The organism is Bacillus sp. FSL R5-0654 (assembly GCF_038008745.1).
GTDB classification, from domain to species: domain Bacteria; phylum Bacillota; class Bacilli; order Bacillales; family Bacillaceae; genus Bacillus; species Bacillus safensis.
Genome location: NZ_JBBOZV010000001.1, coordinates 1,323,387 through 1,342,882, shown reverse-complemented (window position 1 = coordinate 1,342,882; position 19,496 = coordinate 1,323,387). Strand labels below are relative to the sequence as shown.

Below are 19,496 nucleotides of genomic sequence, written 5' to 3'. Positions count from 1 at the left end.
GATATTAACTATAGAAAAAGATAGTTAAAGGATTTGGTGAGATAATGGACAAAACATCGTTAATTGGTATTATTTTAGCATTTATTGCACTAGGTGTCGGTATGGTTTTGAAAGGTGTGAGTCTAACTGCTCTTCTCAACCCGGCGGCTATATTAATCATCATTGTTGGAACGGTTGCAGCTGTTGTCATCGCATTCCCTTCTAGTGAAATTAAGAAAACACCAAAATTGTTCGGCAAAATTTTCAAAGACAGCCAGCTTCCAACGATTCAAGAAATGATCCCTCTATTTTCAAACTGGGCACAAATTGCGCGTCGTGAAGGTCTTTTGGCATTAGAAGCAAGTCTTGAGGAAGTCGATGATGATTTTCTAAAGAACGGGTTAAGCATGGCAGTTGACGGCCAAAGTGCTGAATTTATTCGTGACGTCTTAACAGAAGAAGTTGACGCCATGTCTGAACGACATCAGTCAGGTGCATTAATCTTTACACAAGCTGGTACATACGCTCCGACGCTAGGGGTACTTGGCGCCGTTGTCGGACTTATTGCCGCACTTGCCAACATGGGAGATATTGAGGCACTTGGTCATGCAATCAGTGCTGCCTTCGTCGCCACACTGCTTGGGATTTTTACCGGGTATGTATTATGGCATCCATTTGCCAACAAACTGAAGCGTAAATCAAAGGAAGAAGTAAAGCTTCGTCTGATTATGATCGAAGGTATTCTGTCTGTTCTTGAAGGCCAGTCTCCAAAAGTCATTGAACAAAAACTTCTTATGTACTTACCAGCAAAAGAACGTGCAAATCTTGTCATTGAAGAAGGAGAAAATCAAAATGGCTAGGAAACGTAAAAACCATGATCATGAAGACCATGTAGATGAATCTTGGCTTATCCCTTATGCCGATCTTCTGACGCTTCTTCTCGCCCTCTTCATTGTGCTTTTTGCATCTAGTTCAATTGATGCGGCAAAATATGAACAGATGGCTAAGTCTTTTAATGTAGTTTTTACTGGCGGTACCGGTGTTATGGATCAATCCAGCATGCAAAGCACGGAAGAAACTGAAAACAGCAACCAGGTCAAGAAAGCAGCCGAGGAAGAGAAAGATGAAGAAGCCAAAGCAAAGGCTAGGGACCAAGCGGTTCTCACAAAGGTCAAAAAACAGGTCGATTCATTCATTGCAAATAAAAAACTTGGTGCCAAGCTCGAAACAAAGCTTACGGATGAAGGACTTCTCATTACGATTGAAGACAGTATCTTCTTTGATTCTGGGCGGGCAGTTATTCGCCCTCAAGATGTCCCGTTAGCAAAAGAAATCTCAAAACTGCTCGTCATTAATCCCGCACGTGACATTGTCATTAGCGGACATACAGATAATGTACCGATCAGAAATTCAGAATTTGAATCAAACTGGTATTTAAGCGCCATTCGCGCTGTGAACTTTTTAAATATTCTTCTTGAAAACAGCAATCTAAACCAAGAGAACTTTAGTACAAAAGGATACGGCGAATTCAAACCGATTGCCTCAAACGATACAGCAGAAGGCAGAAGTAAAAACCGGCGTGTAGAAGTACTCATTTTACCGATTGAGAAAAAAGCGAAATAAAAAAAGAAGCCAGGGGCTTCTTTACAGATTGTTGACAAAGGGCTAAAATGATCTCTATTTTAGCCCTTTGTCTTCTTTTCAGCGTGATATAATACCTTTGCAGTCTAGGAACGAGTACCGGAACGCAGGACTAACGCCGAATGCGAGGGATTGCCTGCGCGCTGAAAAGGAAGCCGGCGGCTTCCTTTTTATTTAGTCTTGATGATCATATAAATGCTTTGCACGCAGCCCTACATGTTTGAGCATATCGATGCAGGCATCTTTCTCTTCTTCGCTCAGGACACTGATCATCTCATGAATTTCTTTCGCATGATCTGGGAAGATGTCATCAAGCAAAGCTCGTCCCTGCTTGGTAATATGCGCAAATGTCACTCTGCGGTCTTCTGCACAAGCCTTGCGACTGAGGAGTTCTTTCTTCTCCAATTTATCGACCACATACGTGATGCTGCCGCTTGCAAGTAAAATCTTATCACCGATTTGCTGAAGCGGCTGATCACCTTTATGATATAGCAATTCTAGCACAGCAAATTCAGTTGGATTCAGCCCGTGCTTCACAATATGTTTGTTCATGTGATGATTAATTGAGCGATAGGCACGTGATAATACAATAAATAGTTTCAATGATTTTTCAACATTATGATTTTCCATTTTTTATCATCCTTTATGAAATGCAACCTACTAATGTGACATTAATAAACAATAAGTAAAATGTCAACATTTTGATCCATCTTTAGCACGAAAATGAGACCAGAACGAATCACCTAATTTTTTAAAAATCACACAAGTCATCGTAATAAAGATAGGTTCAATGCTATAATAAGTCTATTAGGTAATACGTTGGAGCGATGAATGATGAGTATACTGAAAGGGTTTTGGAAAAAGATCAGGCTTTACCTTATTTTGGTCATGCTTCCAACCCTAATCATTAGTTATTTTATCTACGAAAAAGAAACTGAAAAAATCGATTTAAAGAACAAACAAACTGCTACACTTATGTTAAATATTCACAAAAACCAAATGAATTATTTAATAAGTGAGACAGAAGCGAGATTAACTTCCCTTGCCATGGGATTTGACCAGCCGCTTGAGACGAAAAAAGTACAAAACATCCTAGAGAACATCTATAAACAAGAACCTCGTTTTTCAGGTCTGTATCTCCTAGACAAAAAAGGAAATGTAACAGCAAGCACCACCCCGTTAAAGGAAAAAATCAACCTATCATTCAGAGATTACTTTAAACGCATTCAAGTGACCAAGCAGACCGTGATCACAGACAACTATGTGAGCCGAATTACAAAACAGCGGATTCTCTCCATTTGTGTGCCTGTTCTCGATGAAAACGAAGAGGTCACCAATGTACTGATTGCCGCCATTCAAATTGATTATTTAAGAAATATTATGAATGTATTGAACCCTGATCTTCATTTTAAGATGCTGAATCAAAATGGACATGTCGTGTTTACAAGCGGTCCACAGCCAGTACCCGAGGGCGGCAGCACCGTGTCTACATATTTAGATGAAAACAGCTGGAAGCTGGAGGTCTTTCCGCAGCGTGCTTCAACTAGTGAAGTGCTGTCTGTGATGCTCATCCCTTTATCCAGTGCGTTTATTTTATTAAATATTTTATTCACACTCGTCCAATATATCGTGTTAAGGCGGCAAACTCAGCAGGAGCGTCATGAAAATGAAGCGCAAAAGCTTGAATTGATCGGAACACTCGCAGCAAGTACAGCACACGAAATTCGCAACCCATTAACAGGGATTAGCGGATTTATCCAGCTATTGCAAAAGAAGTATCATTCAGAAGAAGATCAGCTCTATTTTTCTGTCATCGAGGAAGAGATTAAACGGATCAACCAAATCGTCAGTGAATTTCTTGTATTAGGAAAACCAACGGCAGAAAAATGGCAAAATAACTCTGTAAAAGAAATTGTAAGTGAGATCATGCCGATCGTTTTCTCTGAGGCAAACCTTTATAATGTGGAAGTGGATTTGCAAATCAATACGATTCAAGATGTGGGCGTGTATTGCACAAAGGATCATATTAAACAAGTCGTTTTAAATGTAGCAAAGAACTCTTTAGAAGCGATGCCAAACGGCGGTCATTTGAAGATTGTAATCGAAGCTGAAAAAGAACATGTCATCATTAAAGTAGAGGATACAGGTGAAGGCATACCAGAAGAGATGTTAAAGCACATCTTCCTCCCCTTTATTACGTCGAAGGAAAAAGGCACAGGTCTTGGGCTTGTCGTGTGTAAACGAATCATTTCGATGTATGGCGGAACAATTGATATTCATAGCGAAGTGAATAAAGGAACGACTGTTATGATCATGCTTCCTTCTGCTCACTCAGCATAACTGAAGATGTCAGCCGGTTTTGCTTATGCAAGACCGGTTTTTCATGTCAATAAGAGGGGCGGTTCACAGATAAAAGACTCATTTGAGACACAAGATCATGAAAGGAGGGGGCAGATTGTTTCTCATGAAAAAGAAGATGCTGATACTCATTCATCAGGTTGTCCAGTTCTTGACTATATTTAATTGTCTTCTCACCAGTGTACCCTTCCACTTGAGCAGCTTCTACCATTTGTTTTCTCTTCTCATCAATGGACATCAGCAATTGTTCTTTCCTTACATAAATATTCATGATCTCAGCTCCCGCAATGAATTCGACTGTCTATGCTCAAAATGATCCGACACCAAAATTATACTTTATTTGTAAATTAAATTAAATATGCTTATTTTATTTAATTTTTTACAGCCTAAAGACCTTTTACCCAATCAAATTTGGGGGTAAACTTCAAATTTGGACAGGACTGACACATTGATTAAACAGAATTTTATCCTATGCAGAAGATCAAAATCAACTATTTTCTTTCTCATTTCATGTCTAATTTCCTAAAAAAAAGCTGATCTTCCGCCTCATGCGGAATGATCAGCTCTATCATTAAACCGTTTCTTCCTCGTAAATCGGCACCCAGCCCTCAGTTGTGACAAATATGCGAACTGCGACCACTTTGCGGTCCTCTTGAAGTGTAAAGTAATGACGAATGTTTGGCGGCACAGAAATTAAATCACCTGGATTCAATCTCACATCAAAAAAGACGCCATCCTTGCCTTGAATAGCAAAGATTCCGTGCCCGCTCACAATAAAGCGTACTTCATCATCTGTATGGTGATGCTCACGTTTAAAGTTTTGGAGCAGCTCATCAAGATTTGTAGTGGCATCAGACAATGAAATGACATCCTGCGCTTTGTACCCTCTTTTTTCAGAAATACTTTGGATTTCCTTTTGGAAAACAGTCAAAATCTCTTCCTTTTCCTCATCAGTTAAATCATACTTTTCTGATAAACGGTTTGGCAGCTTTTCAATATCCCAATGCTCATAAATGACCCCTTGGTTTTCTAAATATGATGCTACCTCTTGCTCGCTTTCCAGTAATGTGTTTTCTTCGTTATGAATCAAAATCGTCGCCATGTGCTTTTCCTCCTTTTTATCTTACAAGCTGCTGTTGATAAAGCGCTAATTTTAAGTGATAGCTAAATAAAAATTCATATGCTTCTAATACTCGTTTTGCTTCAAAGGCTGTTTTTCCCCAGACCGTGATGCCATGATTGCGAATGAGTACAGCACCAGATGACGCCTCTAGTGTCAGATGTTTGGCAAATTGCTCTGCAAGCTGCGGAATATGAGCTGGATTTTCAATAATCGGAATCGACACTTCTGCATCCTCTTCCCAATAACCAAGCGCTTTGATGATTTCGTTGCCTTTAAAACGAATCTCTCCCTTATCCCCATACAGCTCTGACATCACATTATTATCGATTGTATGGACATGGAGGCAGCAGCCTGCTTTCGTCCGTTCATACACGTACGTGTGAAGCAGTGTTTCAGCTGATGGTCTAAGCGGCTCGTTCGGATGATGGGGCTGGCCTGCTGCATTTACTAGCACAAAATCTTCGTTTGTTTCTTTTCGTTTATCTTTGCCGCTTGCCGTCACCAAAAACGTGATTGGATCATCCGACACCTTGATCGATAAATTACCGCTTGTTCCGAAAAACCAATCTCTTTGGGCCAGTTCACGTTTAACGTCTGCTAGCTCCTGCCAGCGTTTGCTCTTTGCGTCTGCCATTCCTTCACTTCCTTTATTTGAACAAATTGCGCGTGTAGATCAATAAATGTTTCATACTCCTTATGTACGAGCCCGAGCTCTTGACATTCATTGAGCAAGTAGTCTCGTGCAAACGTAAGATCCGCATGCTTCGCCGCCTCCACATCAGTCACTGAATCTCCGATCATGATGATGAAGTCATCCTCACGAGTCAGCTTTCGAATGATTGAGGGCTTGCAGCATCCACAGCCATTTTGACATTGCGTATCGCAGGCATGCGGCCATTCAATCTGAATATGGTCTTCCCCAAATGATGCATGGTTGCAATAAATATCGTCTCGATCGACAATTCCTTCGAGGATAGGGTAGACAAAAAAGTCCATCCCCCCGCTAAGTACATAGAAAGGAATATCTGCTTTTTTTACCTCATACACAAATTGCTTAAATCCTTCTCGAATCTCTGTATCCTCTAAAATAAATGATTGAATGGCATCCTTCTGATCACTTGTCAGCAATTGAAACATTTGCCCGACGCCTTCTTGAATGGTGATTTCCTTTGACAGGACACCATCCTTCAGCTTCGTCCATTCACTTGGTGCAAACTGTTTCATGATGCGGATGATATTATCATTTTTTGTAATTGTTCCATCAAAATCACAACATACAATTGGTTTTTTCATTATTCTGCTACCCTTCCCCAAAGATCAAGTGCCGCTTTTAAGTCTTGGCAGGAAGCCGCCTTATCTTGGATGGACTCTTCATGAATCACGGCATCAATGATCGAACGAAATGCCTTCCCTCCGCCGATGGCTCCCCGCGGATGTCCGTGAATGCCTCCACCTGCATTTATCACATGATCAATTCCAAAATCTTTGATTAATACTGGAACCATTCCTGGATGAATGCCTGCTGACGGGACAGGGAATGTTTTTTGAACCGTATCCTCTTTTACGCAAGCTTCATAGATTCCAAGGGCATCTTTTTTCGGAAGTGCAACCGACCCATAAGGTGAGGGGAAAAGGCTCAAATCAGCGCCAGCATATCGATTTAATTTGCCTAAAAGAAGAGAATGCGAGAATCCATATTCAGGAGAGGATGTCAAAGCACCACTCACAGCGGGATGCGCCATAATCGGCAGTGGAATGTCTGGGTCCTCAGCTAGGCTTTGCATGACATCAAGGCCGTAAGCAAAGACATTGAATAAGAGCGCATCTGCCCCAAGTTCAGCGGCCTTTCTCGCCCGATCCTTCAGGTCAAAGGTTCTGCCCGTTAAATTGACAGCATACAGCGTGCGGTGTCCTGTCTCTTCATAGGTTTCTTTTAAAATCGCTTTTCCTTCTTTGATTCGCTCTTCAAAAGGAGCTAATGGACTTTCAAATAAAATTTCATCGTCTTTGATGAAGTCAACCCCGCCTAATGCCTGTAAACGGAGCTGCTCTTTTAAATCCTGCATATCACGGCCGATAACGCCTTTAAAAATACTCATCAATAATGGACGATCAAACACATTTACCTTTTTTCGAATGCCATCAATTCCAAATACAGGTCCTGGCAGGCTTTTTTTAAATTCTTCAGAAAATTGGATATCGACTAGCTTCACTTTTCCGTCTAGTGAAAGCTTTCCAAAAATCGTCGTGAAAACTGCTGGTAAATCAGCTGAAAAGTTTGCCTCAGGATAAGCAATCGTCACCTCTGATTGATAAAGACCATTTTCGGCTGGAGCAGCTTTTTCTAATACTTTTTCAACTCGGCCTTTATGCTTTTGAAGCTGCTCCTTTTTGAGCTGCGGCAAATCCGTCCATGATCCAACTGTTAAACCAAGCGCGATCTGCTCCGCTTTTCGATTTATTTGTTCATCCTCTCGATGTGTTAATACGTATGTTGCCAGTAATTCACTCACTAGGAATCCCCTTTCGATTGCGTCATGCATATGTTCAATAAAAAAACCTCTTCAAGTGCTTCTTGAGCGCCTTAAAGAGGTTGTTTCGTGTCATTCGTCCGAATCTTATCTCTCAGCGCTTGCTGCAAGAATTAGCACCGTGCTTCATGGAAGTCGGTTGCCGGGCTTCATTGGGCTAGTCCCTCTGCCTACTCTTGATAAGAATATTCAATTTTCTTAAATATTGCCTGAATTATCGCACCATTTTTTTATGTTGTCAATGGCTTTTTTTCAAAAAGATTCAAGGCAGCGATGCGCTGAGCAGCTTCTTGTAACCGCTCTTCGCTTGTTAGAAGTCCTACTCTCACGTACCCTTCACCGTGAGCACCAAAGCCATTACCTGGCGCAACCACAACATGAGCCTTCTCTAATAATAAGTCAGAAAAGGCTTCAGATGTATATCCTTCCGGCACCTTTAACCAAGCAAAAAATGATCCCTTTGGTGCACTGACTTCCCAGCCAATTTCTTTGCAGGCAGCAATCCATACATTCCGCCTTTTCTCATATCGATCATTTTGCACCTGTACACACGTTTGATCGCTTAATAGGGCTTCCGCTGCTGCATCTTGAGTGGCTTTAAACAGGGAGACAAACAGATGATCCTGATAAAGCTCAATGGCTTCAATAACAGATGAATTTCCAGCTGCAAATCCTACTCTCCACCCTGCCATATTGTACGTTTTAGACAAGGTGTAAATTTCTATTCCCGTCTCTTTCGCTCCCTCTATTTGCAGAAAGCTGAGCGGCTTTTCTCCATCAAATCCAATGCCGCCATATGCAAAATCATGGACAACACATAGCTTGTGATCTTTCGCAAATGTAACGGTTTCTTCAAAAAATGAACGGCTTGCCGTAGCCCCCGTCGGATTGTTGGGGTAATTTAAATACATTAATTTTGCCTTTTTCTTATCATCTTCAGGCAGCAAATCGTAGTCAGGTAAAAAATGATTTTTTTCAAGAAGTGGCATGGTTACCATTTGCGCTCCAGCAAGCACAGCGCCTGACCAATAATCAGGATAGCCAGGATCAGGGACAAGAAGCGTATCACCCGGATTCAGCAGGCATTGCGGCAGCTCAACAAGCCCTGCTTTCCCGCCAAATAAAATCGCAATTTCCGTCTTTGGATCAAGTGTGACGCCATATTCTCTTTCATAAAAAGCGGCAGCAGCCTTTTTTAATTTCGCTGTTCCACGGAATGAGGAGTATTGATGATTTTCAGGTTTTGCTACCGCTTTCTGCATGGCTTTTACAATGTGCGGAGGAGTTGGCTGATCAGGATTTCCCTGCCCCAAATTAATGATATCTGCCCCTTCCTGCACTTTTTTCTGCACCTTTTGGACAAGGGACGCAAAAAATTGTTTCGGTAATTGTTTCAACACATCTGATTGCTGGAATTCCATTTCTTCACCTTCTATTCAAGTTACGTGACAATACAATCACTGTAATGGATTGTTTTATGAATTGTAAAGCAATTTTGAAAAAAGATTGACATGTAAAGCAACGCTCTGATAATATCTTGAATTAAGAAATGCAAACAGACACGAAACAATTACATATTGATTTCTCTTATCGAGAGTTGGGCGAGGGATTTGGCCTTTTGACCCCAACAGCAACCGACCGTTAATACCACTGTGAAGTGGGGCGCAGCAAGTAACGCGCCAAGACAATTGTCTTATAGGGCACGGTGCTAATTCCATCAGACGTATGTGCTGAGAGATAAGAGAGGCTTTGAGCATACACACCATCAAGCCTCTTTCTCTCAGGAGAAAGAGGCTTTTTTATATGATTTGGAGGGGAAGCAATTGGTTACACTTACGGCATCATATGAAGAACTAACAGAAAGCTCGGCAGTTGCACTCGCAATTAGACTTGGTTTGATCCAAGAAAGCAGTCATTTGACATGTACTGAAATTGGTGACGGGAATTTAAATTACGTCTTTCATATTTATGATCACAAACAAGAAAAAGGATTGATCATCAAGCAGGCGCTGCCTTATGCAAAGGTGGTTGGGGAGAGCTGGCCGCTTACATTAGACCGGGCAAGAATTGAAAGTGCCGCCCTGATCAAGCAGTCAGAATATGCGCCGCACCTCGTACCAGCAGTCTATTATTCAGATACAGCTCTTGCAGTGACAGCCATGGAGGATCTATCTCACTTAGAAATCGTCAGAAAAGGGCTAATTGCCGGAAAACAATATCCGCATTTATCTGATCATGTTGGAGAATTTTTAGGAAAAACACTTTTTTACACATCTGACTTTGCTACAAATCCTAAAATCAAAAAACAATTTGTGAAGCAATTTACGAACCCTGACCTGTGTGATATTACAGAAAAACTCGTCTTCACAGACCCTTTCTTTGATAGTGAAACAAATGACTTCGAAGAAGAATTAAGAGAATCAGCAGAAGCGCTTTGGGCAGATCTTGAGCTGCAAGCCAAAGCAGCGGAATTGAAGCGTATCTTCCTGACATCAGCTGAAACATTGGTTCATGGAGATCTTCATACAGGCAGTATTTTTGCAAATGAGACTGAAACGAAAATCATTGATCCAGAATTCGCGTTTTACGGCCCCTTTGGATTCGATATCGGCCACTTTATCGCCAATCTGTTCCTGAATGCTTTATCTCGCGAGAATGAACACGAGCAGCAGCACCTTTTTGACCATGTCGTCAATGTATGGGCAACCTTCAAAGAAGTGTTCACAAAAGCTTGGAAAGAGGACAGCATTGAAGCGTTTAGTGTATCGGACAGCTTTTTAGAAACAACCTTTGACCGGATTTTAAAAGAAGCGACAGGCTTTGCCGGCTGTGAGCTTGTCCGCCGAACAATCGGTCTTGCTCATGCCGCTGATCTTGATGCGATTCCATCACCAACGAGACGGATTCAGCAGAAAAAAGCAGCACTGACACTTGGAAAAACATTTATCAAACAATATCATACAGTGGAAACAGCGTCTGATCTCGTCGCATTATTCCAGCCATCTGTAAAGGAGTGACGGGTTTTGTCAAAAGAATTGGAAGTCCCCCGTTCTGTCGAATGGGAAGAAAACCGTATTCACATTTTAAATCAGCAAAAATTACCGGCCGAAACCGTATTTGAGCATTTATATACGAAAGAAGATGTGTATGATGCGATTGTGTCATTAAAAGTACGCGGAGCGCCTGCGATTGGCATTACAGCAGCTTTTGGGCTGGCGCTTAGTGCGCAAGCCATTGAGACAGAAGAAATGGATGTGTTTAAACAAGAAGTCATTCGAATCAAAGAATATTTAAACAGTGCTCGTCCAACCGCTGTGAACCTCGCTTGGGCATTAGACCGGCTGCTGCAGCGCATTCAGCGTGCAGCATCAGTGAATGCAGCCAAAACAGACCTTGTCCATGAAGCCATTCAAATTCAAATTGAAGATGAAGAAACATGCAGACAAATCGGTCAAAATGCTCTTCAGCTCTTTAAATCAGGTGACCGTATCATGACCATTTGTAATGCAGGCTCCATCGCAACGAGCCGGTACGGAACAGCCCTTGCTCCCTTTTATTTAGCCAAAAAGAAAAATCTTGATCTTCACATTTATGCATGCGAAACACGCCCTGTTCTTCAAGGTGCTCGTCTGACAACATGGGAGCTTATGCAAGGCGGCGTGGATGTGACGCTCATTACAGATAACATGGCAGCCCATACGATGAAGGAAAAGCAAATTTCTGCTGTCATTGTTGGAGCTGACCGTATCGCCCGTAATGGAGATACAGCAAATAAGATTGGAACGTTAGGTCTTGCCGTTCTAGCCAAGCATTTTAACATTCCGTTTTTTGTAGCAGCACCGCTTTCAACCTTTGATGTATCCACCCGCGACGGGTCAGATATTCCAATTGAAGAGCGCGACCCGCTGGAAGTAAAGGAATTAAACGGCGTCCCCATTGCACCGCCTGATGTTCAGGTATTCAATCCCGCCTTTGATGTCACTCCTCATCATCTTATTTCAGGCATCATTACAGAAAAGGGAATTATCACATCGAACTATGCAGAAGAGATTGATGCTCTTTTCGCCGAAAGCATCTCCCAATGATCGCAAAAAAGCGCCGTGTTCTTGTCATTTAAGAGCACCGCGCTTTTTTGTTTCTTGATTCGTTTTTGTTAAGATTTCTTTTTTTTGTTCTTCTGTCAAAACGTTCATTTTGACACATAGTGACGTAACGGCATACATTTTACCTTTTTTGCCCCAAAACATGCCAGCGCCCTCCTTTTTCCCTCAACCAACTTTTTTAGCTTAATAAAAGGATATGTCGCTTGACAAACATTTGGAACAGGTCAATCGATTTATTTTTGAACAAATGGGATGCCTTCTAATTCAAGGAGGACCGCTTTCATGTCTGTCTTCGATCCTGCATAGCCCGTCAGAGACCGGTCTTTTCCAATCACCCTGTGACATGGAATAAAAATAGGTAATGCATTTCGTCTGTTAGCTTGTCCGATGGCTCTTACAGCCTTTGGATTGCCAATCGCTTCTGCAATGTCTGTATAGCTTTTTGATTGACCATATGGTATGGCCGACAATGCTCCCCACACCTGCTCTTGGAACGGGGAACCTGCTTGCTTGAGCGGGAGATCGAATACTTGACGCTCACCCTTGAAATATTCATCTAGCTGCTTTTTCGCTTCTTGTAAGACAGGCGTATCTGCTTGCTTTAGATTCGCTGCCTGCTTTTTTGCTAAAAACGGTTCATCATCAAACATCACCTCGATGATGGCACCATCCTTTTCTAGTATGTATAATTCCCCGATAGGTGCGTGATAGACGGTATAATACACGTTACTGCTCTCCTTCTTGTTTCTGCTGCCTAAGTGGCAGCGTGAGATGGAAGACGGTTCCTACGCCTTCCTCACTTTCTACCTCAATGGTTCCTTGATGCTCTTCAATAATTTTATAACTAACCATTAAGCCAAGTCCAGTTCCTCTTTCTTTCGTTGTATAAAAAGGCTCACCTAGACGCTTTAGCTTATCCTCTGCCATTCCGCAGCCTTCATCACGCAGTGAAATGACAATATGCTCCTCACCCTTCCGCTGAATGCTCACATAGACATTTCCTTTGCGCGGCATGACTTCAATTGCATTTTTTAAAATGTTAATAAAGACCTGCTTTAATTGGTTTTGTTCACAATAAATGAGCGGAATCTCATCCAGCACATTGAGATGCATTTGAACATTGCCAAGATTCGCCTGTGCGTGCAGAAGATCCATCGTGTCTTTCACAATCTGCACCACATTTTTTTCTTCATATACAATGGCTTGCGGTTTCGCTAAAATCAAAAATTCGGTGATGATGGATTCAATTCTTTTCAGCTCTGATGTGATGACATTGAAATAGAGCGAATACTCCCCTTCTATATTTCCTTTTAACAGCTGAATGAAGCCTTTTAAGGCTGTCATCGGGTTTCTAATTTCATGAGCAATTCCAGCGGCAAGCTCTCCGACCACATGAAGGGTATCTGATTTTCTCACCCGCTCTTCTAATTCCTTCCGCTCTGTCACATCTCTAAAGATCGCCAAATTCATATTATGGATAATGTTGCGTTTAAAAGAGAATTCCAGGATACGCTGATCTGGATGGTTCAGTACAAACGGAACCTCATTATCCATTTCATCTAATGACATCGCCTCGGCAGGCTGAGCCAAATTTTCTATTTGATAAGGGGCAAGGATGTGGAAAAGATTCATTTCTGTTAAATGATCGTCCTTCAATTGAAGCAGCTCGCTGGCAGATGGATTGACTTCAATAATTCGGTATTGATTATCAAAAAGAACAATGCCGTCCATTGATCCATTAAATACTTTGCGGAATTTAAGCTCACTTTCGCGCAGCTCCTGCTCCATTCTTTTTCGATCACTTACATTACGTAAAATGGTTAAGTGCTGTCCTTCTAATACCGCATGCTTTGATGTAAACTCAAGCTCTTTATACTGTCCATTTGCCATTTTGAACAATAGCTCTTCCCTTATTTCATGATTCCGGATATAGCGTCTTCTTGTTGGTCTATATCTCTTATCAGATTTGACCAGAAAATCGGTAAGTTTTTTGCCAATCAGCGAGTGCATAGGTAATTCAAAAATTCGGCAGGCTGATTCATTGGCTTTCACAATCTCTCCATCGTCCGCCCATATGATGATGGCATCCATTGCATTTTCGAAAATTTCTCTAAAACGTTCTTCACTTTTTAACAGCTTCTCTTCCATCAGTCTTTTTTCTGTAATATCCCGCATGATGGACATATAAAAACCACTCATCACATTTGATGTGATGGTGAGTTCAAATAGTTTTTGCTGGCCAGATTGAAGGGTAACAGGAAGCTCCCCTTTTGCTTTCCCTGTTTCTTTAAGTGACGTTAAAAGATGCTGCAAGGCGGGAAGATTTTCTTTTTCGACAAATTCATGTAAATAGCGATCGGTTAAATCAGTCTTTTGCAGCTCAAAGCTCTGACAAAAAGAATGATTCGCATCAATCATGCAGCCATCCTGATCAAAAATGACCATCCCGTCAATCGCTCGGTCAAACAAATCTTTGAACAGCTGCTCATTCATGGAGCGTTCTCGTTCTAATATTTTCTTTGAGGAAATATCTCGCATAACCACTATATACTGCTGATTCATAGTGTCGTGCTCTGCGACAAATTCAATGTATTTTGTTTCGCCATTTTCCAGCTGAATGGAGATTTCTCTTTTTAACGTACCTTTTCGAAAAAATAGATCGAGTGAGCATTCAACTTTATCTTTCGGGATGCCGTATAGGAAATCTAGAACGGATTTATTGAGGAGGTCTTCTTTCGGTGTCTGGACAAGCCTGCATGTTGCTTCGTTGGCTTGGATGATGTTGAGGTGCTGATCAAATATAAAAATGGCATCGAGCGTCTTATTTAACAGCATTTTTTGCTGCATCAACTCAGTTCGCAAATATTCGTTCTCTTTTTCTAATTTTCTGATATCTCCCGCAGGGGTTAACCTATTGCCATCGAGCGTTTCAGTCATTCTCTTACACTCCTTTTCCAGCCTCATTCCTCTACAATATTTCTACAATATTTTCATTGTTCCTTCATTCGACTCATAAAAAAAGATAACTTTTTACACGAAGACTGTCTCATTTATTTCATTTGGATGACAGGATTGTATAACGATTCACTTTTCTTACGCTTCTTTTACAACCGTTCTACAATTTCACATCAAATAGCGAATTAAGCCAAAATGTATTTTAGAATGTGGCAAATAAGGGAACAGTGCACTTAGAACATTTATGTTCGAAATCGAGCAGGAAAGGTGATGTTATGGCATCTTCACGAGATAGTTATTTTGATAATGCGAAATTCCTTCTGATTTTTCTAGTTGTTTTTGGTCATTTGTTAAGATCATTCATTCATGATAATGACTGGATGCTCTATTTATACAAGTTTATTTATACCTTTCACATGCCCGCCTTTATTTTAGTTTCTGGCTTTTTTGCAAAAGGGTTTAGAAAACCGGGCTTTATGAAAAAAGTCGCCGTTAAGCTGATCATCCCATATTTAATCTTTCAGGTGATCTATTCGGTTTACTATTATCTATTACAGGATCAAAGCATGGCCAATTTAAATCCAATTGATCCGCAATGGTCCTTATGGTTTTTAATTAGTTTATTCTTTTGGAACTTGCTGCTTATTCCTTTTTCAAAACTGCCGTTCCACTGGGCGATGATCGTCAGTTTATCAATTGCATTACTTGTCGGTTATGTGGACAGCATCAGCGATACACTCAGCTTATCACGTACGTTTGTCTTCTTGCCTATGTTTTTAGCTGGATTTTATTTAAAAAAGCAGCATTTTGAATTCATCCGTACAAGCAAAGGAAAGCTTGCAGCACTTTTTGTATTAATGGCTGTGTTCCTGTTTTGCTACTTCTATGAATTTGATTATTCCTTCTTATTTGGCTCAAAGTCGTATGCTTCTCTTGGAGATGAAGGAATGATTGCGGCGATGAAACGAATGGCATGGTATTTGCTTGCATTTGGCGCTACATTCAGCTTCTTTGCATTAGTTCCAACACGCCGTTTCTTCTTTACAAAATGGGGAACAAGAACGTTATATGTTTATTTATTACATGGCTTTGTGATCAAACTGCTAAGAACCACTTGGTTTGATGACTGGGCGCTAAATGCAGCAAGTGTACTCATTTTATTGCTGCTGACCATTTTGTTAACCTTTACCCTGTCTAGCACTTTTGTCAAAACCGTTGCACAGCCAGTGATTGAGCTCAAAATGACCAATCTCATGCGAACAATCACCGGCAGGCAAGGCAGTTATATCAAATAAAAAACGATCCTTCATGGATCGTTTTTTTCTATTTCTTATTCTGCTGACATGCAGCATCTTTCTTTGGCTTCACCAATGTATCAATCCATTTGCTGCTGTTAATATCTCCAAGCTCACTGCCAAATTCCTCTTCTAAAATATCTGGGTCCATTGGCTTTTTATGGTCCTTCATCTCTTTGCTCTTCATATGCTTCTTAGTCACGAGATGCTCCCCCTTGTTTTCCTTTATGAGAATTTCGGTTTGCCTGACGATCTCTTGATTGTTCGTCAAATTGAGTTTGTCCTTGATCATGTGCCATGCTTTCTGTCGGCGTCATATTATTTGTTAATGCTTCATTTTTCGCTGCTTTTCTTTTCATCTGCATTCAGTCCTTTTTTGACAGGTTTAGTTCTTCTCTTAATTGGTCAAGGAGTTCTTTCATTTGCTTGACCGTCACTGGCTTTTCCTCAGGTTTTAACTCATAGCCAATTTGTCCATTGGCTTCTAGCGTGGCTTTTTTGAGACAGCTGATGTCAGTGATGCCTTGCTGCTTTAAACGCATTTTAAATTGATCCCTTGTGAGCCTTGTTTTCTTCAGCTTATGATCAAGCATTTCGCCATCCTGTAAAATCACGACCGATTTTCCTGAAAGCAATTTTTCAAAAAAATCCGATTGAATCGACAGCTTTTCCATAATGACAAGTGCCACAATAAAGATGGTAGCTGCATAAATGGTTTCAAGTAAATTATGCTCAATAAAGGGTTGGATAATAATCGATCCGATTGAAATCATAATCACTGTTTGTTGTACAGTTAATTGACTAATGGATTTAGGCCCTGCTATTCTCAGCAGCAAGGTACCAACTAGCAGCATGACAATTGCTTTCCATAATACATCCAGCACGTCTCGTTCACCTCTTACCTATAGATTGCGAACATCCCATATGATTTAGCCAGTTAGATAATGGAAATAAAAAAACAGCATTCAAATGGAATGCTGTTTAACCAATAATGACGCGCTCTTTCGGATAATGATAATTTGCTTCGCTTTCTCTCCGGCCTATTAAATATAAAAAGCTTGGAATGCCGATCCGGCCAATAAACATGACCACCATGATAATACATTTACCAAACACAGTGAGATCTGAGGTGATCCCAAGTGACAGCCCCGTTGTTCCGAAAGCAGAGCAAACTTCAAATAAATTTTCAAGAAGTGTATTATGCTCTGTTAAGGATAACAGGAACGTAGCGCCAAAGACCAAAATAAACGCCATCATGGTTACCATAAGGGATTTATTAATATCCGCTTGATGAAGCTCTCTCTTGAAGATTTTAATGGACTTATTTCCCCTAGCAAAATGAAACAAGGCGAGTAAATTAAGAGCAAACGTAGTTGTCCGAATTCCGCCCCCCACAGAGCTTGGGGAAGCCCCGATAAACATGAGCATACATAAAAATAAAAGCGTCGGTTCCGTCAGCTGCGTAATATCTAACGTTGTCAGCCCACCGCTTCTTGTTGCAGTCGATTGGAATAAAGAATAGAACAAGATTTCGTGCCAGCTTTTCCCTACAAAGCTAAACCCGGCTTCAAGTGCATAGATTCCAATCGCTCCAACAACGACAAGGCCGCCGAACGTGAGCGTGGTGATTTTTGTAAACAATGAGAACGATGCGTGCTTACGGTCCTGATTGAACAAATAATCCTTTACTTCCACAAGCACAGGAAAGCCAATCGCTCCAAAGATGATCAGCAGCATCGTAATAAACTGGACGAAATAATCATCTTTGTAAGGGATAAGAGAGCTCCCTGTAATATCGAAGCCACCATTGGTTGTCGCACTAATACTTGAGAAGAAGCCATGCAAGAAAGCGCTTTGCACATCGTAATACTTGAGAAAATACATGCTTAAAATCAGCCCGCCGACAAACTCAATCAGCAAAATTAAATATAAGACCTGCTTCATTAGTTTCACAATTCCAGATAAATTGCTTTGGTTTTGATCTGCCATGATCAGCTTTCTTTCTTTAATTCCAATTCTTTTTCGCATGACAAGCCATACGAAGGTACCGAGCGTCATAATGCCGATGCCTCCAATTTGCAGAACAAACGCAAGGATCCACATCCCTGCCACACTAAATGTTTGTGAGGTGTCGACAACAGTCAGTCCTGTAACACTTACCGCACTCACCGCTGTAAACAAGGCATCAATGAATGTCCATTTGACTCCCTCTTGATGAGCCACTGGCAGGCTGAGAAGAATAAACGACACGGTCACAGCAAGAAAATAATAAAGGGCAATCAACTGAAAAGCTGACAGCCGGTCAATTAGCTTTTTTATAGGATTCATTGTCATTCCTTCTTTTATCTATCTTTTCGAATACCTTTATCATTTTAATGAAAAGAGACATGATTTTAAAGCTATTTTATGCTTTATTTTCTTTTTCATCAAAAAGAAAAAGACATCCTGTAAAAGAATGTCTTTTCCTCTTTCTTATTTTGCTTCTAGTCTTCTGATTCTTTCGTTTAAATCAGGGTGTGTTGAGAAAAGAGAAGCTTTTCGTTTACCGCTGATTTTCAGCGTAGCGACTGCTGTTTGATCATCATCTTTGATTCTTGACGTGTACGCCTCAAGTGAACGAAGCGCATGAATCATTTTATCTTTACCTGCAAGGTCGGCTCCGCCGCGGTCTGCATGGAATTCACGGTGTCTAGAATATGCAAACACGACAAGGCTTCCTAGGATAGAGAAAATGATTTGAAAGACAATCACAGCGATAAAGTGAACAATCGGCACAAGCTCTTCACGTGAAACAAAACGGCTTGCGATCCATGCCGCAATTCTTGAAAGGAACACAACGAACGTGTTGACGATTCCTTGAAGCAGCGTCATCGTCACCATATCACCATTCGCAACGTGAGCGACTTCGTGGGCGATGACACCTTCAACTGCTGCATCATCCATTTCATGAAGCAATCCAGTTGATACCGCAACAAGTGATCTTCTCTTAGAAGGACCCGTTGCAAATGCATTGACTTCAGATGATTGATAAATACCAACCTCAGGCATTTTAGAAAGGCCTGCTGCTCTTGAAAGTCTGTGCACGCGGTCAACAAGCTGCTGCTCATCATATGTTAATGAATCCTTTTCTGGATTTAACACGCGTACACCCATCATCATTTTTGCCATCCAGCGAGACATTGCAAGTGACATAAACGAGCCAACAAAACCGACAACTGCACTGAATACAAGAAGATAAAGGATATTAAGTCTTCCGTCTGCTCCTATATAAGAACCAACACCAGTTGCTGCACTAATAACCGACAGTACAATACCAATCGTAGTGATAACAAGAATGTTCGTTAATATAAACAGAAATATTCTCTTACCCATACATAACCTCCGCTGTCATATTAAGTTCAAATGAACTTATTAATAAAATTATAAAAATAAACGTCTCAAATTGCAAGGAAAAAGGAATCACTTTCTCTGTTTATCATAACGGCTAAAGCCCCATCACATCAATATTTAC

General features: G+C 41.0%; 21 protein-coding genes and 2 riboswitches. Of the genes, 6 read left to right on the top strand and 15 right to left on the bottom strand.

Annotated features, from left to right (window positions below; genetic code table 11):
• Positions 1-44: 44 nt before the first annotated feature.
• A complete protein-coding gene (gene motA, locus NSS76_RS06670; protein WP_024424680.1) occupies positions 45-839 on the top strand; it encodes a flagellar motor stator protein MotA in 795 nt (264 codons plus the stop codon).
• Complete coding sequence (gene motB / locus NSS76_RS06665) at positions 832-1,602, top strand: flagellar motor protein MotB (protein WP_024424679.1); 771 nt, start codon at positions 832-834, stop codon at positions 1,600-1,602. Before motA ends, motB begins: the two co-directional genes overlap by 8 nt.
• A gap of 192 nt (positions 1,603-1,794) precedes the next feature.
• Here the strand turns inward: motB and NSS76_RS06660 are convergent, their stop codons facing one another.
• Positions 1,795-2,250 carry a MarR family winged helix-turn-helix transcriptional regulator gene (locus NSS76_RS06660; RefSeq protein ID WP_044331884.1) on the bottom strand — a complete coding sequence of 152 codons (456 nt, stop codon included), beginning with the start codon at positions 2,248-2,250 and terminating at the stop codon, positions 1,795-1,797.
• A gap of 204 nt (positions 2,251-2,454) precedes the next feature.
• On the opposite strand from NSS76_RS06660, the gene NSS76_RS06655 reads away from it, so the two are divergent.
• Positions 2,455-3,960 carry an ATP-binding protein gene (locus tag NSS76_RS06655; protein ID WP_044331882.1) on the top strand — a complete coding sequence of 502 codons (1,506 nt, stop codon included), beginning with the start codon at positions 2,455-2,457 and terminating at the stop codon, positions 3,958-3,960.
• A gap of 46 nt (positions 3,961-4,006) precedes the next feature.
• Here the strand turns inward: NSS76_RS06655 and NSS76_RS06650 are convergent, their stop codons facing one another.
• The 6 genes from NSS76_RS06650 to NSS76_RS06625 form a co-directional block, all read right to left on the bottom strand.
• Positions 4,007-4,249 (bottom strand): aspartyl-phosphate phosphatase Spo0E family protein, encoded by a 243-nt coding sequence (locus NSS76_RS06650; RefSeq protein WP_024424676.1) that lies wholly within the window; start codon positions 4,247-4,249, stop codon positions 4,007-4,009.
• Between the two features lie 300 nt (positions 4,250-4,549).
• A complete protein-coding gene (locus tag NSS76_RS06645) occupies positions 4,550-5,080 on the bottom strand; it encodes a 1,2-dihydroxy-3-keto-5-methylthiopentene dioxygenase (RefSeq protein ID WP_044331880.1) in 531 nt (176 codons plus the stop codon).
• 16 nt (positions 5,081-5,096) lie between these two features.
• On the bottom strand, positions 5,097-5,735 hold the full coding sequence (locus NSS76_RS06640; RefSeq protein ID WP_024424675.1) for a methylthioribulose 1-phosphate dehydratase: 639 nt from the start codon (positions 5,733-5,735) through the stop codon (positions 5,097-5,099).
• On the bottom strand, positions 5,699-6,394 hold the full coding sequence (locus NSS76_RS06635) for a 2-hydroxy-3-keto-5-methylthiopentenyl-1-phosphate phosphatase (RefSeq protein WP_024424674.1): 696 nt from the start codon (positions 6,392-6,394) through the stop codon (positions 5,699-5,701). Before NSS76_RS06635 ends, NSS76_RS06640 begins: the two co-directional genes overlap by 37 nt.
• Positions 6,394-7,614: a 2,3-diketo-5-methylthiopentyl-1-phosphate enolase gene (gene mtnW, locus NSS76_RS06630; RefSeq protein ID WP_044331877.1), complete on the bottom strand. Its 1,221-nt coding sequence runs from the start codon at positions 7,612-7,614 to the stop codon at positions 6,394-6,396. Before mtnW ends, NSS76_RS06635 begins: the two co-directional genes overlap by 1 nt.
• Positions 7,615-7,716: 102 nt before the next feature.
• Positions 7,717-7,818, bottom strand: a riboswitch (SAM riboswitch).
• Positions 7,819-7,862: 44 nt separating this feature from the next.
• Positions 7,863-9,053 carry a pyridoxal phosphate-dependent aminotransferase gene (locus tag NSS76_RS06625; protein WP_103132203.1) on the bottom strand — a complete coding sequence of 397 codons (1,191 nt, stop codon included), beginning with the start codon at positions 9,051-9,053 and terminating at the stop codon, positions 7,863-7,865.
• 164 nt (positions 9,054-9,217) lie between these two features.
• Positions 9,218-9,375: riboswitch (SAM riboswitch) on the top strand.
• An 80-nt stretch (positions 9,376-9,455) separates the two neighbouring features.
• On the opposite strand from NSS76_RS06625, the gene mtnK reads away from it, so the two are divergent.
• Positions 9,456-10,649 carry an S-methyl-5-thioribose kinase gene (gene mtnK, locus NSS76_RS06620; protein ID WP_024424671.1) on the top strand — a complete coding sequence of 398 codons (1,194 nt, stop codon included), beginning with the start codon at positions 9,456-9,458 and terminating at the stop codon, positions 10,647-10,649.
• Between the two features lie 6 nt (positions 10,650-10,655).
• Positions 10,656-11,717, top strand: a complete 1,062-nt coding sequence (gene mtnA, locus NSS76_RS06615) for an S-methyl-5-thioribose-1-phosphate isomerase (protein WP_341081384.1) — start codon at positions 10,656-10,658, stop codon at positions 11,715-11,717.
• A 24-nt stretch (positions 11,718-11,741) separates the two neighbouring features.
• Here mtnA and NSS76_RS06610 read toward each other — a convergent pair whose 3' ends face one another.
• The 3 genes from NSS76_RS06610 to NSS76_RS06600 all read right to left on the bottom strand — a co-directional run bounded on the left by NSS76_RS06610 (position 11,742) and on the right by NSS76_RS06600 (position 14,672).
• Positions 11,742-11,879, bottom strand: a complete 138-nt coding sequence (locus NSS76_RS06610; RefSeq protein ID WP_162860203.1) for a hypothetical protein — start codon at positions 11,877-11,879, stop codon at positions 11,742-11,744.
• An 89-nt stretch (positions 11,880-11,968) separates the two neighbouring features.
• Positions 11,969-12,460, bottom strand: coding sequence for a methylated-DNA--[protein]-cysteine S-methyltransferase (locus NSS76_RS06605; RefSeq protein WP_341081382.1), 492 nt, complete (start codon positions 12,458-12,460; stop codon positions 11,969-11,971).
• Between the two features lies 1 nt (position 12,461).
• Positions 12,462-14,672: a PAS domain S-box protein gene (locus NSS76_RS06600; RefSeq protein WP_341081380.1), complete on the bottom strand. Its 2,211-nt coding sequence runs from the start codon at positions 14,670-14,672 to the stop codon at positions 12,462-12,464.
• Between the two features lie 293 nt (positions 14,673-14,965).
• Between NSS76_RS06600 and NSS76_RS06595 the strand changes: the two genes are divergently transcribed.
• On the top strand, positions 14,966-15,985 hold the full coding sequence (locus tag NSS76_RS06595; protein ID WP_041116436.1) for an acyltransferase family protein: 1,020 nt from the start codon (positions 14,966-14,968) through the stop codon (positions 15,983-15,985).
• Between the two features lie 28 nt (positions 15,986-16,013).
• Here NSS76_RS06595 and NSS76_RS06590 read toward each other — a convergent pair whose 3' ends face one another.
• The 5 genes from NSS76_RS06590 to htpX form a co-directional block, all read right to left on the bottom strand.
• A complete protein-coding gene (locus tag NSS76_RS06590) occupies positions 16,014-16,187 on the bottom strand; it encodes a hypothetical protein (RefSeq protein ID WP_166644678.1) in 174 nt (57 codons plus the stop codon).
• Positions 16,180-16,344 carry a hypothetical protein gene (locus NSS76_RS06585; RefSeq protein ID WP_087975542.1) on the bottom strand — a complete coding sequence of 55 codons (165 nt, stop codon included), beginning with the start codon at positions 16,342-16,344 and terminating at the stop codon, positions 16,180-16,182. Before NSS76_RS06585 ends, NSS76_RS06590 begins: the two co-directional genes overlap by 8 nt.
• Before the next feature lie 6 nt (positions 16,345-16,350).
• Positions 16,351-16,869 (bottom strand): DUF421 domain-containing protein, encoded by a 519-nt coding sequence (locus NSS76_RS06580; protein WP_024424666.1) that lies wholly within the window; start codon positions 16,867-16,869, stop codon positions 16,351-16,353.
• Between the two features lie 97 nt (positions 16,870-16,966).
• Positions 16,967-18,313 (bottom strand): TrkH family potassium uptake protein, encoded by a 1,347-nt coding sequence (locus NSS76_RS06575; protein ID WP_080652937.1) that lies wholly within the window; start codon positions 18,311-18,313, stop codon positions 16,967-16,969.
• Between the two features lie 144 nt (positions 18,314-18,457).
• Positions 18,458-19,357: a protease HtpX gene (gene htpX / locus NSS76_RS06570; RefSeq protein WP_024424664.1), complete on the bottom strand. Its 900-nt coding sequence runs from the start codon at positions 19,355-19,357 to the stop codon at positions 18,458-18,460.
• Positions 19,358-19,496: the final 139 nt, after the last annotated feature.

Excerpts from the sequence above, each read along its gene's own strand:
- NSS76_RS06660 (WP_044331884.1), bottom strand. The coding sequence starts at position 2,250 with ATGGAAAATCATAATGTTGAAAAATCATTGAAACTATTTATTGTATTA.
- NSS76_RS06645 (WP_044331880.1), bottom strand. The coding sequence starts at position 5,080 with ATGGCGACGATTTTGATTCATAACGAAGAAAACACATTACTGGAAAGC.
- motA (WP_024424680.1), top strand. The coding sequence starts at position 45 with ATGGACAAAACATCGTTAATTGGTATTATTTTAGCATTTATTGCACTA.
- motB (WP_024424679.1), top strand. The coding sequence starts at position 832 with ATGGCTAGGAAACGTAAAAACCATGATCATGAAGACCATGTAGATGAA.
- NSS76_RS06600 (WP_341081380.1), bottom strand. The coding sequence starts at position 14,672 with ATGACTGAAACGCTCGATGGCAATAGGTTAACCCCTGCGGGAGATATC.
- htpX (WP_024424664.1), bottom strand. The coding sequence starts at position 19,357 with ATGGGTAAGAGAATATTTCTGTTTATATTAACGAACATTCTTGTTATC.
- NSS76_RS06575 (WP_080652937.1), bottom strand. The coding sequence starts at position 18,313 with ATGAATCCTATAAAAAAGCTAATTGACCGGCTGTCAGCTTTTCAGTTG.
- NSS76_RS06595 (WP_041116436.1), top strand. The coding sequence starts at position 14,966 with ATGGCATCTTCACGAGATAGTTATTTTGATAATGCGAAATTCCTTCTG.
- NSS76_RS06640 (WP_024424675.1), bottom strand. The coding sequence starts at position 5,735 with ATGGCAGACGCAAAGAGCAAACGCTGGCAGGAGCTAGCAGACGTTAAA.
- NSS76_RS06635 (WP_024424674.1), bottom strand. The coding sequence starts at position 6,394 with ATGAAAAAACCAATTGTATGTTGTGATTTTGATGGAACAATTACAAAA.
- NSS76_RS06610 (WP_162860203.1), bottom strand. The coding sequence starts at position 11,879 with ATGTTTTGGGGCAAAAAAGGTAAAATGTATGCCGTTACGTCACTATGT.
- NSS76_RS06585 (WP_087975542.1), bottom strand. The coding sequence starts at position 16,344 with ATGAAAAGAAAAGCAGCGAAAAATGAAGCATTAACAAATAATATGACG.
- NSS76_RS06625 (WP_103132203.1), bottom strand. The coding sequence starts at position 9,053 with ATGGAATTCCAGCAATCAGATGTGTTGAAACAATTACCGAAACAATTT.
- NSS76_RS06655 (WP_044331882.1), top strand. The coding sequence starts at position 2,455 with ATGAGTATACTGAAAGGGTTTTGGAAAAAGATCAGGCTTTACCTTATT.
- NSS76_RS06650 (WP_024424676.1), bottom strand. The coding sequence starts at position 4,249 with ATGAATATTTATGTAAGGAAAGAACAATTGCTGATGTCCATTGATGAG.